This is a genomic window from Paractinoplanes atraurantiacus (assembly GCF_900215205.1).
In the GTDB taxonomy this organism is placed as follows: domain Bacteria; phylum Actinomycetota; class Actinomycetes; order Mycobacteriales; family Micromonosporaceae; genus Actinoplanes; species Actinoplanes atraurantiacus.
In genome coordinates, this window is sequence record NZ_OBDY01000010.1 from 21,862 (window position 1) to 35,428 (window position 13,567).

At 71.1% G+C, this 13,567-nt stretch carries 14 protein-coding genes; 7 read left to right on the forward strand and 7 right to left on the reverse strand.

Annotated elements, in window-relative coordinates:
- The 5 genes from CRP55_RS22655 to CRP55_RS22675 form a co-directional block, all read right to left on the reverse strand.
- The coding region (locus tag CRP55_RS22655) for a DUF2637 domain-containing protein (protein WP_143234847.1) at nt 1-596 on the reverse strand (596 nt) is incomplete at its 3' end.
- Between the two features lie 151 nt (nt 597-747).
- Entirely contained in the window at nt 748-1,794 is a 1,047-nt protein-coding gene (locus CRP55_RS53195) for a hypothetical protein (RefSeq protein WP_179855294.1), read from the reverse strand.
- Between the two features lie 145 nt (nt 1,795-1,939).
- Nucleotides 1,940-4,000, reverse strand: a complete 2,061-nt coding sequence (locus CRP55_RS22665) for a 3-hydroxyacyl-CoA dehydrogenase NAD-binding domain-containing protein (protein ID WP_097322140.1) — start codon at nt 3,998-4,000, stop codon at nt 1,940-1,942.
- Nucleotides 3,997-5,193 carry a thiolase family protein gene (locus tag CRP55_RS22670; RefSeq protein ID WP_097322141.1) on the reverse strand — a complete coding sequence of 399 codons (1,197 nt, stop codon included), beginning with the start codon at nt 5,191-5,193 and terminating at the stop codon, nt 3,997-3,999. The genes CRP55_RS22665 and CRP55_RS22670 overlap by 4 nt, the downstream gene beginning before the upstream one ends.
- Before the next feature lie 174 nt (nt 5,194-5,367).
- Nucleotides 5,368-6,687, reverse strand: coding sequence for a ribonuclease D (locus CRP55_RS22675; protein ID WP_097322356.1), 1,320 nt, complete (start codon nt 6,685-6,687; stop codon nt 5,368-5,370).
- A gap of 155 nt (nt 6,688-6,842) precedes the next feature.
- On the opposite strand from CRP55_RS22675, the gene CRP55_RS22680 reads away from it, so the two are divergent.
- A complete protein-coding gene (locus CRP55_RS22680) occupies nt 6,843-7,919 on the forward strand; it encodes a S1C family serine protease (RefSeq protein ID WP_245923311.1) in 1,077 nt (358 codons plus the stop codon).
- Here the strand turns inward: CRP55_RS22680 and CRP55_RS22685 are convergent.
- Entirely contained in the window at nt 7,906-8,478 is a 573-nt protein-coding gene (locus tag CRP55_RS22685; RefSeq protein ID WP_097322142.1) for a DUF3000 domain-containing protein, read from the reverse strand. The two genes, CRP55_RS22680 and CRP55_RS22685, sit on opposite strands and share 14 nt — an antisense overlap.
- A 73-nt stretch (nt 8,479-8,551) precedes the next feature.
- Between CRP55_RS22685 and hemE the strand changes: the two genes are divergently transcribed.
- From hemE to hemQ, 3 genes are read left to right on the forward strand one after another with little or no spacing between them, the layout of a single operon-like run.
- Nucleotides 8,552-9,589, forward strand: a complete 1,038-nt coding sequence (gene hemE / locus CRP55_RS22690) for a uroporphyrinogen decarboxylase (RefSeq protein ID WP_342751566.1) — start codon at nt 8,552-8,554, stop codon at nt 9,587-9,589.
- 58 nt (nt 9,590-9,647) lie between these two features.
- Nucleotides 9,648-11,030: a protoporphyrinogen oxidase gene (gene hemG, locus CRP55_RS22695; protein ID WP_097322144.1), complete on the forward strand. Its 1,383-nt coding sequence runs from the start codon at nt 9,648-9,650 to the stop codon at nt 11,028-11,030.
- A 4-nt stretch (nt 11,031-11,034) separates the two neighbouring features.
- Nucleotides 11,035-11,736, forward strand: coding sequence for a hydrogen peroxide-dependent heme synthase (gene hemQ / locus CRP55_RS22700; protein ID WP_097322145.1), 702 nt, complete (start codon nt 11,035-11,037; stop codon nt 11,734-11,736).
- On the opposite strand, the gene CRP55_RS22705 is transcribed toward hemQ, so the two are convergent.
- Nucleotides 11,733-12,179, reverse strand: a complete 447-nt coding sequence (locus CRP55_RS22705) for a GNAT family N-acetyltransferase (protein ID WP_097322146.1) — start codon at nt 12,177-12,179, stop codon at nt 11,733-11,735. The genes hemQ and CRP55_RS22705 overlap by 4 nt on opposite strands.
- Nucleotides 12,180-12,260: 81 nt before the next feature.
- Between CRP55_RS22705 and CRP55_RS22710 the strand changes: the two genes are divergently transcribed.
- The 3 genes from CRP55_RS22710 (at nt 12,261) to CRP55_RS22720 (ending at nt 13,484) form a co-directional block, all read left to right on the forward strand.
- The gene (locus tag CRP55_RS22710; RefSeq protein WP_097322358.1) at nt 12,261-12,515 is read left to right on the forward strand and encodes an early set domain-containing protein; all 255 of its coding nucleotides are present in this window, start codon (nt 12,261-12,263) and stop codon (nt 12,513-12,515) included.
- A 74-nt stretch (nt 12,516-12,589) separates the two neighbouring features.
- A complete protein-coding gene (wrbA, locus tag CRP55_RS22715; RefSeq protein WP_097322147.1) occupies nt 12,590-13,198 on the forward strand; it encodes an NAD(P)H:quinone oxidoreductase in 609 nt (202 codons plus the stop codon).
- Nucleotides 13,199-13,226: 28 nt separating this feature from the next.
- A complete protein-coding gene (locus CRP55_RS22720) occupies nt 13,227-13,484 on the forward strand; it encodes a hypothetical protein (protein WP_097322148.1) in 258 nt (85 codons plus the stop codon).
- Nucleotides 13,485-13,567 lie beyond the last annotated feature (83 nt).

Here is a 13,567-nt window from a genome sequence, read left to right on the forward strand (position 1 = left end):
GAAGTGGCGAGGCCGGGCGCGGAAGTGGCGAGGCCGGGCGCGGCGGGCGCAGAAGTGGCGAGGCCGGGCGTGGCGGACGCAGAGGTAGCGAGGCCGGCCGTGGTGGGCGCAGAAGTAGCGAGGCCGGCCGTGGTGGGCGCGGGGGTAGCGGGGTGGGGTGTGGCGGGCGTGGAAGTGGCGGACGAAGGGTCGGCGGCTCGTTCCAGGGTGGAGATGCGGCCGCCCAGCTCCACCAGGCAGATGCTGGCTACGACGATCAGGCCGTCTACCGACAAGGGGAGGAGGTAGGGAGAAGCGCCTGTCTCGCCGTAGCGGGCTGCTACGCCGACCATGTGCCAATACGAGACCCAGGCGGCGATGCCGGCGATTGTCGCCGTGGCTATGAAGCGGGCGGCGGCCAGGAGTTTGTGGTGGACCGGGACCCGGGAGATCAGCTCCACCGTGAGGAGAAGGGCCAGCGGGGGCCACGCGGCGATGGCCTGGCTGATCGGGTTGTCCAGGGCGTGCAGGACGTTTGCCACGACTGATGCGGCTACGCCCAGCAGCAGAGTGGCTCGTACCGCCCAGCGGACGCGGCGCAAATGCTCCAGGATCACCGCAAACTCTCCTCAAGCCGGATCAGGGACGCGGACCATCCTGACCGGTGGAGGTTACGCGGGCGCCTCCGGACGGGAACCGTGACCGGTCCGTGCCGGAGGCGACGCGACTATGTGATCGTGTGGGGCGGCGTGTCGGCTTGACCGGGGCTCAGCTCTTGGACTCGACCTGGGCCCGGAGCTTGGGGAACTCGGTCTTGGCGGCGCTGATGGTTTTGAAGTACGAGATGATCATGCCGAAGCTGCCCTCGTCGGCCCAGGCGCACAGGGTGAAGTCGGTGCCGGAGGCGTCGCCGCTGCCGCACTTGGCGTAGCCGCCCAGGGTGCCGGTGGGGGCGGTGACGATGTTGTCGATTTTCAGGCCGCCGATGCCGGCGCCGTAGAAGGTCGAGTCGAGCTCGGTCTTCGGGTTGGCGATCGGGACCGCGGCGGCGGCCAGCACGACGATGTCCTCGTCGCCGACCGTGCCGTACAGGGCGCCGATGGCCTTGGTGACGCCGGGCATCGTCTTGAGGCTGGACTCGAGACGCTCGGTCTGGGTCGCGAACTGCTGGTTGGTCAGCTTCGGGCGGCCGCCGAGCTTGGCCGGCTCAATGATCTTGATGGTGGCGGCGGGTGGCTTGGTCGGCTCGGTGGTGCGCGGGGCCGTCTCGGTCGGCTCCGTCGTGGAGGTGACGGTCGGCGTCGCGTCCGTACCCGTCGTGGTGGTGTTGTCGTCCTTGGAGTTGTTGTTGGCGACCAGGTAGATGGCCACCGAACCGCCGACGCACAGGACCAGCACGATGGCGATCGCCGTCAGCACGATCGGCAGCACCTTCGACTTCGGCTTCTGCGGCGGCGCCGGCGGGTAGCCGGGCTGGCCGTACTGCGGCTGCGTGTAGTCACCGGGCGGCCCGTACTGAGGCTGGGTCGGGTCCGGCTGCCCGTATTGCGGCTGGCCGTATTGGGGCTGGCCGTACTGCGGCTGGCCGTATTGGGGCTGGCCGTACTGAGGCTGCGTGTAGTCCGGCTGCGGAGGCTGTCCGGGAGCCGGGTACGCCGTGGTGGGCGGGTATGTCGGCGCGGGCGGAACCGAACCGGGAGCATCCGCCGGCGGCTGCTGGCCGGGATAGGGCTGGTAAGGCGGCTGTCCCTGGTGCGGCTGGCCGGAGGAGGGCTCGCCCGGATAGGGCTGGCCGGGGTACGGGGGCTGCGACATCGAGCGCTCCATCAATCGGGTACCCACGGAGCCTATCGGCATCGGGCAATGACGCATCTCCGGTGGTAGGGGGAGGTGCGACACACCGAAACGGCGATGCCCCGCGCTCGCCGGGGAGCACGGGGCATCGGCCTTCGAAACAGGATCAGGCGGGCAGCGAGGCCACGCCCTGGGGCAGGAACCGCTTGCCGGTGACCCGCTCCGAGGTGCCGCTGCGGTCCAGGTACGGCGTGACGCCGCCCAGGTGCAGCGGGTAGCCCGCGCCGAGGATCATGCACAGGTCGATGTCCTGCGCCTCCGCGACCACGCCCTCGTCGAGCATGAGCCGGATCTCCTGAGCCAGCGCGTCCATCGCCTTCTGCCGCACCTCGTCCGAGGTCAGCGGGGCCGAGCCGCCCTCGATCAGCTCGGCCACGGCCGGGTTGATCTCGTCGTCGATCATGACCGGCAGCTTGGCGTCGACGATCCTCTTGAGGTTCGGCGAGTCGAGGAAGCGGTCCGGGAACGCCCGGTGCAGGGTCTCTCCGACGTGGTACGCCACGGCGGGGCCGACCAGTTGGAGAAGCGCGATCGGGCGCATCGGCAGGCCGAGCGGGTCCATCGCCACGTTCACCACGTCGAGCGGGGTGCCGGCGTCGATGGCCTGGAAGATCTCGCTGGTGACCCGGGTCAGCAGCCGGTTGACCACGAACGCCGGGGCGTCCTTGACCAGCACCGACGACTTCTTCAGCTCCTTGCCGACCGCGAACGCCGTGGCCAGCGTCGCGTCGTCGGTCTGGTCGCCCTTGATGATCTCGAGGAGCGGCAGGACGGCGACCGGGTTGAAGAAGTGGAACCCGACCACGCGGGAAGGGTGCTCCAGGCCGGCCGCCTGCTCCGACACCGACAGCGAGCTGGTGTTCGTGGCCAGGATCGCCTCCGGCGTGACGATCTTCTCGAGCTCGGCCCAGATCTGCTTCTTGAGCTCGAGGTTCTCGAAGACCGCCTCGATCACGAAGTCGGCGTCGGCGAAGACGGACTTGTCGACCGAGCCGCTGACCAGGCCGCGCAGCTTGGCCGCGGTGCCCTCGTCGAGGCGGCGCTTGGCGACCAGCTTGTCGATCTGGTCGTGGACGTAGCTCACGCCCTTGTCGACCCGCTCCTGGTCGAGGTCGGTGAGAACCACGGGAACCTGCAACCGGCGTACGAAAAGAAGCGCCAGCTGCGAGGCCATCAGGCCGGCGCCGATCACGCCGACCTTGGTGACCTTGCGGGCGAGCGACTTGTCGGGCACGCCGACCGGGCGCTTGGCCCGGCGCTGGACCAGGTCGAAGGCGTACAGGCTGGCCCGGGCCTCATCGCCCATGATCAGGTCGGCCAGGGCCTGCGTCTCGGCCGCGGTGCCGTCGGCGAACGACGCGTCCTTGGCCAGAGCCAGCAGCTCGAGCGCCTTGTTGGCGGAGGGGACGGCGCCGTGCAGCTTCTCGTCGAGCTGCTGCTTGGCGAAGAAGAGCACGCCCTCCCACATGTCCTTGTCGACCTCGGGCCGCTCGACCGTGACCTCGCCCTTGACGACGCCGGCGGCCCACTCGAGCGAGCGCTCGAGGAAGTCGGCCGGCTCGAACAGCTGGTCGGCCAGGCCGAGCTCGGCCGCCTGCTTCGGGCGCAGCGTCTTCTGGGTGAGCGGGTTCTGGAGGATGACCTGGGCCGCGCCGGGCACGCCGATCAGGTTGGGCAGCAGCTGGCTGCCGCCCCAGCCGGGGATCAGGCCGATCGCGACCTCGGGCAGGCCCAGCGCCGCCGCGCCGCCCGACACCGTGCGGTAGTGGCAGTGCAGCGCGACCTCGAGGCCGCCGCCGAGCGCCGCGCCGTTGATGAAGGCGAACGTCGGGATGGCCGAGTCCTTCAGGCGGGCGAAGACCCGGTGGCCCAGCTCGCCCAGCTCGACGGCCTGCTCCCGCGAGGTGATGTACGGGATGCCGGTGATGTCGGCGCCGACGCAGAAGATGTACGGCTTGCCGGTCACAGCGATGAACGCCGGCTTCGCGTCGGTCGCGGCGGTGATCGCGGCATCGAGCGACGCCAGGCCACCCGGGCCGAAGCTGTTCGGCTTCTTGTAGTCGAAGCCGTTGTCGAGGGTGATCAGGGCGGCCTTCGCGGAGAGGCCGGGTACGTCCACGAAGCGGAGGAGCGCCTTGGTGACGACCTCTTTGGGGTGCTCGATCACTTGTCCGCTCCCGTCCAGTTCGGGTTCTCCCAGATAACGGTGCCGCCCATGCCGATGCCGATGCACATGGCGGTGAGGCCGTAGCGGACCTCGGGGTGCTCGGCGAAGTGGCGCGCGAGCTGCGTCATCAGGCGGACGCCGGACGAGGCCAGCGGGTGGCCGATCGCGATCGCGCCGCCCCACGGGTTGACCCGCGGGTCGTCGTCGGCGATGCCGTAGTGGTCGAGGAACGCCAGCACCTGGATCGCGAACGCCTCGTTCAGCTCGAACAGGCCGATGTCGTCGATCGTCAGGCCGGCCTTCTTCAGCGCCTTCTCGGTCGACGGGATCGGGCCGTAACCCATGATCTCCGGCTCGACGCCGACGAAGCCGTACGACACCATCCGCATGGCGATCGGCAGGCCCAGCTCGCGGGCGGTGTCCTCGCTGGCCAGAAGCGCGGCGGTGGCGCCGTCGTTGAGGCCGGCCGCGTTGCCGGCGGTGACCCGGCCGTGCGGGCGGAACGGGGTCTTGAGGGTGGCGAGCTTCTCCATCGAGGTCTCGCGAGGGGCCTCGTCGGCAGTGGCCAGGCCCCAGCCTTCCTCGGCGCTGCGGATCGCCACCGGGACCATGTCGGGCTGGAGCTTGCCGTCGGCGTACGCCTTGGCCGTCTTCAGCTGCGAGTTCAGGCCGTAGCGGTCGGTGCGCTCCTTGGTGATGTTCGGGAGGCGGTCGTGCAGGTTCTCGGCGGTGGAGCCCATGACCAGCGCGGACGGGTCGACGAGCTTCTCGGCCAGGATGCGCGGGTTGGGGTCGACGCCCTCACCCATCGGGTGGCGGCCCATGTGCTCGACGCCGCCGGCGATCGCCACGTCGTAGGCGCCCATGGCGATGCCGCCGGCCACGTTCGTCACGGCGGTCATGGCGCCGGCGCACATGCGGTCGATCGCGTAGCCGGGGACGGTCTTGGGGAGGCCGGAGAGGAGGGCTGCGGTACGGCCGATGGTCAGGCCCTGGTCGCCGATCTGTGTCGTGGCGGCGATCGCGACCTCGTCCACCCGGTCCGGGGGCAGTTGAGGGTTGCGGCGCATGAGCTCGCGGATGCAGCGGATGACCAGGTCGTCGGCACGGGTCTCGGCGTACATGCCGTTGGCCTTGCCGAAGGGGGTGCGGACGCCGTCTACGAAGACGACCTCGCGTACTTCACGGGGCACAGCAAGCCTCCTTGCGGGCGAGCCCGGGGGTGTGTGGATCTGAATGCTACTCGCGGGTAACTAGAGGGCGGTAGCGGGTCGCTGGAATGTCACAGGAGTATTTCGGCGAGCCGGGGGCAGGGTTGCGAAAAAAGGTGGGGCCCGCCTAGCGAGCCCCACCTTTTTGTTGCCGTGTCAGATCGCTGCCGGGTCGGGAAGTGCCTCGGCCAGCTGGGCGGACAGCAGGACGGTCTGCCAGTTCCGGGCGCCGAAGCCCTGGAGGGTGGTGGTGATCGTCTGGGGGGTGATGTCCTCGGGCGGGGACCAGGCCAGGCGGCGGATGTAATCCGGGCTGATCAGGTTTTCCGGAGGGAGGTTGTGTTCCTCCGCCGTGGCTATGACGATCTGCCGGCAGCGGGCCAGGCGGGCCGCCGCCACCGGGTCTCGTTCGGCCCAGCGGTGCGGGGGCGGTGGGCCGTCCACCGGCTGGTTGACGGGCAGGGCGTCGTCGGGCAGTGACCTCGCCTCGTCCAGCGCGTCCAGCCAGACCCGGGCCAGGCGGCGGACCGAGCGGCCGCCGAAACCGGGGATGGTGAGCAGGGTGCGCTCGTCCTTGGGGTCCTGTTCGGCCGCGGCGACTATGGCCGAGTCGGGCAGCACCCGGCCGGGGGCGGAGTCGCGGCGGGCGGCCACGCCGTCCCGGGCGTACCAGAGGGCCCGTACCCGCGATTGCGCCCTTGCTCCCCGTACGCGGTGTATGCCGGAAGTTCGGCGCCAGGGGTCGGGGCGTACGCGTGGGGGGCGGTCGGCGCTGGCCACCAGGGCGGCGAACTCCTCGGCAGCCCACGCGGACTTGCCCTGGCGGTCCAGCTCCGCGGCCAGATGGTCGCGGAGGTCGGTCAGGAGCTCCACGTCCAGGGCGGCGTACGTCAGCCAGGACTCCGGCAGGGGGCGCGTCGACCAGTCGGCGGCGGAGTGGTGCTTCTCCAGGGAGTAGCCGAGGAGCTGCTCCGTCAGGGCGGCCAGGCCCACGCGCTCGAAGCCGGCCAGCCGGGCGGCCAGCTCGGTGTCGAACAGGCGCCGGGGCTTCATGCCGATCTCGGCCAGACAGGCCAGGTCCTGGCTGGCGGCGTGCAGGACCCACTCGCTGTCGGCCAGGGCCGCGTCGAGAGTGCGCAGGTCGTCCAGGGGGAGCGGGTCGATCAGGACGGTGCCGGCGCCGGCCCTCCTGAGCTGGACCAGGTAGGCGCGCTGGGTGTAGCGGTAGCCGGAGGCGCGCTCGGCGTCGACGGCGACCGGGCCGGTGCCGGCGGCCATGCGGGCGACGACGTCGGCCAGCTCGCCGGAAGTCTCCACCGGGCGCGGAGTGCCGTCGCGGGGCGCGGTCAGGGGTACAGAAGGGGCGGGCGCGGCGTCGGGACCACCAGACGTCGGGTCGGGCGGCTCGGCTTGCGGTCGTCCGTCCCTTGCGGGCTCCGGTGCGTCCCGACGGAGCAGGGGTGCGTCGTCGGTCACTCCGTTACCGTACGGGGAGGCCACCCCACCCGCGCGCAGCCGGGTCCCGGCGCGCCGATTCTCGATCTTTCTTTGGGTCGTCCCGGACCTGATCCGGAAGCGTCTTCGCTCCGTACTACCTCCCGCAGCGCCGTTTACCCGGGAGGCCGCGCCGGATGACCATGACCTTCGAACCGTTCACGCCTGCCGGCGCCACTGGCGAGCAGCGCCAGTACGACGGGCGGCGCCGGGCCTCCGAGCCCGCGGCCGCCCCGGCCTGGGACGAGCCGTCCCGGTGGAACGAGCCCGCGAGCGACCCCTGGGCCGAGCCCGCGCCACCGGCGCAGCGGCGCTTCCAGGAGTGGGAGCAGCCGCAGCAGCAGGGATGGGTCGAAGATCCGCAGTGGCAGGTGCCGCAGCAGCGGCAGCCACAGGCGCCCCGCTGGCACGAGGAAGTGGCGGCGCCGGTCGTCGCCGAGCCCGAGCCCGAGCCCGAGCCGCGGCGCTCCTCCGTGGGCGGGCGGATCAAGCCGCTCGTCATCGGGGTGGTCGTGCTCCTGCTCCTGGTCGCGGGCTGGCAGGCGTACCGGATCGAATCGATGAGTGACCACAACCAGAGCTTGGCGTCCGGTCTGGCCGCCGAGAAGGACCGGACCGACCGGCTCGAGCAGCAGCTCGCCGGGGTCTTCGATCCGGAGGCGGTCTCCTCGAAGGTGCTGCCCAGCGTCTTCCGGGTGCGGGCCGGCAGCTTCACCGGCACCGCGTTCTCGGTCGGCAGGAAGGCCAAGGCCAACGAGTCGAACCTGATGACGAACTACCACGTGGTGGCCGAGGTGTGGACCGACGGCGGGCGCAAGGTGTCGCTGGAACGCGGCAGCACCCGGATCACGGCCACCATCGTCGACGTCGACAAGGCCAAGGACCTGGCGCTGCTGCACGCCGACACGAAGATCGCGGGGCTGGCCACGGCGCCGGCCACGGTCAAGCCGGGTCAGCAGGTCGTCGTGGTCGGCGCGCCGCTCGGCCTCGACGACACCGTGACCACGGGCGTGATCAGCGCGTACCGGCCGGACGACACCGACGGGCCGACCATCCAGTTCGACGCGCCGATCAACCCGGGCAACTCCGGCGGGCCGGTGGTGAACGCGACCGGGCAGGTGGTCGGGCTGGCGACCGCCAAGGCTAAAGACGCCGAAGGGATCGGGCTGGCTATCCCGGTGAAGACGGCCTGCGCGACCTTTACGGTGTGTTAGCTCGCTGGTTCTGACCCAGCAGGGCCACTCCCGGTGGCGGCAGGCCCGCGGTCGAGGCGAGCATGGCGCACCAGCCCAGCAGGTGGGCGGTGGCGTCGTCGGCGGTCGGCGTCCAGGAGGCGCGGACCTCGAGGTCGGCCGTGGGCGGCGGGCCGGCCAGCTCGCCGAAGCGGGTCGACGTGGTCTGGGTGATCGTGCCGCCGATCGCCGTGTAGGCGGCGGCGTGCTGGGCCAGGCCGTCGGTGAGCCACGTCCACGCGACCTCGGGCAGCAGCGGATCGTCGGCCAGGTCGGCCTCGAGCTCGGCCGTGACCAGCGTGACCAGCCGGATGTCGCCGTGCCAGGCCTCGTGGCCGGCCGGGTCGTGCAGCAGGATCAGCCGGCCGCCGGCGACCTCGTCGCCGGAGCGCAGCACGGTCGCGCTGAGCGCGAACGCGTAGGGCGCGAGCCGCTGCGGCGCCGCGATCTCCTCGAGGAGGATCTCGGGCCGTGGCGCCGGGGCCCGCAGGCCCGCGACCGCGCGGGCGAACGCCGGAGGTTCAGCGGAGGGGGACGCCATGGGGGAAGACTATGCCGCCGTCGCGTGTCCGTAGCCGATCGGCGCGCCCCGCGTGTCGTGGCACGATGGCGCGGTGACCACAGTCTTGAACGACTCGCCTTTCGTGCGGGCATGCCGCGGCCTCGACGTGCCGCACACCCCGGTCTGGTTCATGCGGCAGGCCGGGCGGTCCCTGCCCGAGTACCGCAAGATCCGTGAGGGCATCGGCATGCTCGACTCGTGCCGGCGTCCCGACCTGGTCACCGAGATCACCCTGCAGCCGGTGCGCCGGCACAACGTGGACGCGGCGATCCTGTTCAGCGACATCGTCGTGCCGATCGCGGCGGCCGGCATCGACCTCGACATCGTGCCCGGCACCGGCCCGGTCGTGGCCGAGCCGGTGCGCACACCGGCCGGCATCGAGCGGCTGCGGCAGATCACCCCGGACGATGTGGGCTTCGTCGCCGAGTCGGTCCGCTTGCTGGTCAAGGAGCTGGGCGGCACGCCGCTGATCGGCTTCGCGGGCGCGCCGTTCACGCTGGCCAGCTACCTCATCGAGGGCGGTCCGTCACGGACCTACCTCAAGACCAAGGCCATGATGTACGGCGAGCCGGCGCTCTGGAACGCGCTGCTGTCCCGCCTGGCCGACATCACGCTGACCTTCCTGCGCACCCAGATCGACGCCGGCGTCAGCGCGGTGCAGCTGTTCGACTCGTGGGCCGGCGCGCTGAGCGAGGCCGACTATCGCGAGCACGTGCTGCCGCACTCGTCGCGGGTGCTGGCCGGGCTGGCCGGCGCCGGCGTGCCCCGCATCCACTTCGGCGTGGGCACCGCGGTGCTGCTCGAGGCGATGGGCGAGGCGGGCGCCGACGTGGTCGGCGTGGATTGGCGGACGCCACTCGATCGGGCGACGAAGGTGATCGGGCCGTCCAAGGCGGTGCAGGGCAACCTCGACCCGGCGGTGCTGTTCGCCGGTCGCGAGGTCGTCGAGCGCGAGGCCCGCCGGGTGCTCGAGCAGGGCCGGGCGGCGCCCGGGCACGTCTTCAACCTGGGACACGGCGTGATGCCCGAGACCGACCCGGACGCGCTGACCAGGCTGGTCGCGTTCGTCCACGAGACGTCCGCTCGCTAGGTCACACCGAGCGCCCCCGGCCGAGGCGGCGGGGGCGCCGAGTGGAAGGGTTGAGGTCGTGCGGAAGCGGGTTGCGGTCATCGGAGGCGGCATCGCCGGCCTCGCGGCGGCCGTGCGGCTGCGGGATCTGACGCCGCCGGACACCGAGATCATCGTGTACGAGCAGAGCGGCGCCCTGGGCGGCAAGCTGCGCACCGGTGAGCTGGGCGGGGTGACCGTCGAGCGGGGTGCCGAGTCGTTCCTGATGTCGGGCACCGACGGGGCCGAGTCGGCCGCGGTCGGGCTGGTCAAGCGGCTCGGACTGGGCGACGCGATCAAGCATCCGGCCAAGGTGCCGGCCGCGCTGGCCTTCGGTGGGCGGCTCGCTCCGATGCCGTCGGGCACGCTTGTCGGCGTACCGGGAGATCTGGCGCAACTCGGCGATGTGGCGCACCCGGCCGCCGAGAGGGACCACGACGCCGGCCGTCCGCTGCTCGCCGCAGGCGAAGACGTGGCGGTCGGGGCGCTGGTGCGTGACCGTTATGGCGACGAGGTCGTGGACCGGCTCGTCGATCCGATGCTCGGCGGGGTCTACGCGGGACGGGCCGACGGGCTGTCGTTGCAGGTGACGATGCCGCAGCTGGCGCGGACGGCGCGGGTCGAGCACACGTTGCAAGATGCCGTGCGGGCGGCGCAGCGGGCGAGTCGCCGCGAGCCCGGCAAGCCGATCTTCGGTGCGGTCGAGGGCGGCATGAGCCGCCTGGTGGGCGCGGCGGCGGCGGCGAGTGGGGCGCGGATAAGCCTGGGTCTTCCGGTACGCGGGATCGCGCGCACGGCGCATGGGTGGCGGTTGCTGCTCGGGCCGGTGCCGGCGCCGCAGACCGATGACGTCGACGCCGTGGTGTTGGCCGTGCCCTCCACGCCGGCCGCGCGGCTTTTGTCCGATGTTGCCCCGGCCGCGGCGGCCGCTCTCGGGGGCCTGGACTACGCGAGCGTGGCTCTGGTCGGTCTTGCGCTGCCGCCGGGGACGCCGCTTCCGGACTTGTCGGGATTCTTGGTTCCGCCGAGTGAGGGCACGCTGGTCAAGGCGGCCACGTTCTTCACGACCAAGTGGTCGCTGCCGAGCGGTGGGCCGGTGATCGTGCGGGCCTCGCTCGGGCGCGCGGGCGAAGAGGAGCGGCTCCAGTTCGACGACTCGGTGCTGCTGTCACGCGCCGTCGATGAGCTCGGTCAGCTTCTCGGTGACGAGCTTCCGCCACCGGCCGCCTCGTGGGTGCAGCGCTGGGGCGGTGGGCTGCCGCAGTACGCGCCGGGGCACCTCGACCGGCTGGCCGCGGCCCGGGCCGCGCTGCCGCCGGGGCTGGCCCTGGCCGGCGCGGCCTTCGACGGGATCGGCATCCCGGTCTGCATCGCCAGTGGTGAGCGGGCCGCCGAAGACGTGAGCAAGATGCTGGAGGGTTGAGGGAATGGGTGAGCAGACGAACGCGGCGCGGCTCAACGAGCTGAACGCGACGATCCGGTACACGATGTGGTCGGTCTTCCGGGCGCAGACGCCGCTGCCGGCGTTGCGCGACGAGCTGGCCGGTGAGGTCGACGGCCTCTTCGAGCAGCTCTCCGCGAAGGACGTGACGATCCGCGGCACGTACGACGTGTCCGGGCTCCGGGCCGACGCCGACGTGATGATCTGGTGGCACTCGGAGTCGCCGGACGCGCTCCAGGAGGCGTACTCCCTGTTCCGCCGGACCGCGCTGGGCCGGCACCTGGCCCCGGTCTGGTCGCAGATGGCGCTGCACCGCCCGGCCGAGTTCAACAAGAGCCACATCCCGGCCTTCCTGGCCGGCGAGGAGGCCCGCCCCTACCTCTGCGTCTACCCCTTCGTGCGGTCGTACGAGTGGTACCTGCTGCCCGACGAGGAGCGGCGCCACATGCTGGCCGAGCACGGCAAGCTGGCCCGCGGATATCCGGACGTGCGGGCCAACACGGTCGCCTCGTTCGCGCTCGGCGACTACGAGTGGATGCTGGCCTTCGAGGCCGACGAGCTATACCGCATCGTCGACCTGATGCGTGACCTGCGGGCCTCCGAGGCGCGGCGGCACGTGCGCGAGGAGGTTCCGTTCTACACGGGCCGCCGGCGCTCGGTGGCCGAGATCGTCGCCACCCTGCCTTAAGGCTCACGCCGCATGGGGACGTGCGGGATGCCGTCCTCGAGGAACTGGGGACCGGTCGGCTCGAATCCGAACTTGGCGTAGAACTTCGTGAGATGCGCCTGGGCGTCCAGCACGCTCGGGCGATTTCCGATGATCGCCAGGGCTTCGGTCATGAGCCGGCCGGAGAGCCCGCCGCCCCGGGCGCTCTTGGCGGTGACGACGCGACCGATGCGCTGCACGTCGCCGTCGTTCAGAATGCGGAGATAGGACCGTATCTCACCGTCGCGCTCCAGCCACACATGCCGGGTGCCGGGCTCGTCGTCCCGGCCGTCCAGTTCGCTGTACGCGCACTGCTGCTCGGTGATGAACACGTCGGCGCGGAGCTTGAGGATCCCGTACAGCGTCGTGGTGTCGAGATCGCGAAACGTGGCCGACCGCAATTCGTCATGAGGTTCCGGAAGCATGCCGAAAGCGTATGCGGCGCGGCGTCACCCGTATCGTCCCCGGGCGTTGTACGGATGGAAGCCCGAGGTGTGGAGGCCTTCATGATCAAGCGGAGCAAGCTGTTCGGCAACAAGACCCGGGTGACCTTCTGCCTGCCCCAGGCGGCGGTCGACGGGCAGGTCAGCGTCGTGGGCACGTTCAACGAGTGGGAGCCGGGACGGCACGAGCTCAAGCCGCGCCGCGACGGCACCCGCACGGTCAGCGTGACCGTCGGCCCCGGCCGCTACCGGTTCCGCTACCTGGCCACCGGCGGCGTCTGGTTCGACGACGAGGTGGGTGACGAGCTTCTCGTGTGAGGGGTTTCGCAGTTTCGGCCGTACTGCACCGGAGATTCGCTTGACTTGGCAGGCAGATCTTCGAGGAGGCAACCATGGCCGGTACGCGGCTCGCAGTCATCTACTACTCGTCCACCGGAACCATCCACAAGATGGCCGAGCGTCTGGCCGAAGCGGGTGAGAAGGCGGGGGCCGAGGTGCGTCTGCGCCAGGTCCCCGAGCTCGCCCCGGCCGAGGCGATCGCGTCCAACGCGGCCTGGAGCCAGCACTTCGACAAGACGAAGAACGAGCCCAAGGCCACGGCCGACGACGTGGTCTGGGCCGACGCGGTGCTGTTCGGCTCGCCGACCCGGTACGGCAACGTGGCGAGCCAGCTCAAGCAGTTCATCGACACGCTCGGCCCGCAGTGGGGCCAGGGTCTGCTCGCCAACAAGGCGTACGCGGGCTTCACCGCCTCGATGACCGCGCACGGCGGCCAGGAGTCGACGCTGCTGGCGCTGTACAACACGATCTACCACTTCGGCGGCATCGTGGTGGCTCCCGGCTACACCGACCCGCTCAAGTTCGCCGATGGAAACCCGTACGGCGTCTCGCACGTCACCGGCGGCACGAACGACGCCCCTCTGGGTGACGCGCAGTACGCCGCGCTGGACCACCTCGCGCAGCGGATCGTCTCGATCGGCTCTCGCCTGAAAAGCGAATAAAACTCGCTTTCATCGCTAATCTGGCTCCATGACCACGTACGAGACCGCCGACCTGCACACCCGGGTCGCCCGGTACGAGGCCGCCCTGGAAGAGTTGCGGGCGGCGCACCAGGACGTCCGCAGCGTGCTCCAGGACCAGATCCTCTACGAACGGTGGCAGCAGATGGGCGCCGACCTCGGCTTCGTCGCCGACCAGGCGCCGCCGCCCGACCAGACCCGGTCCCAGCGGGACCTCCAGTCGCTCAACGAGCACATCCCGCAGATGTCGGACAGCTGGGCGAGCTAGGTTGCTTTTCCACCCCTGGCCACCTGAGGGGTGGAGATCCCGGTTGCCGGCCGCTACCGGGACCCGCCGGACGGTCCCACCCC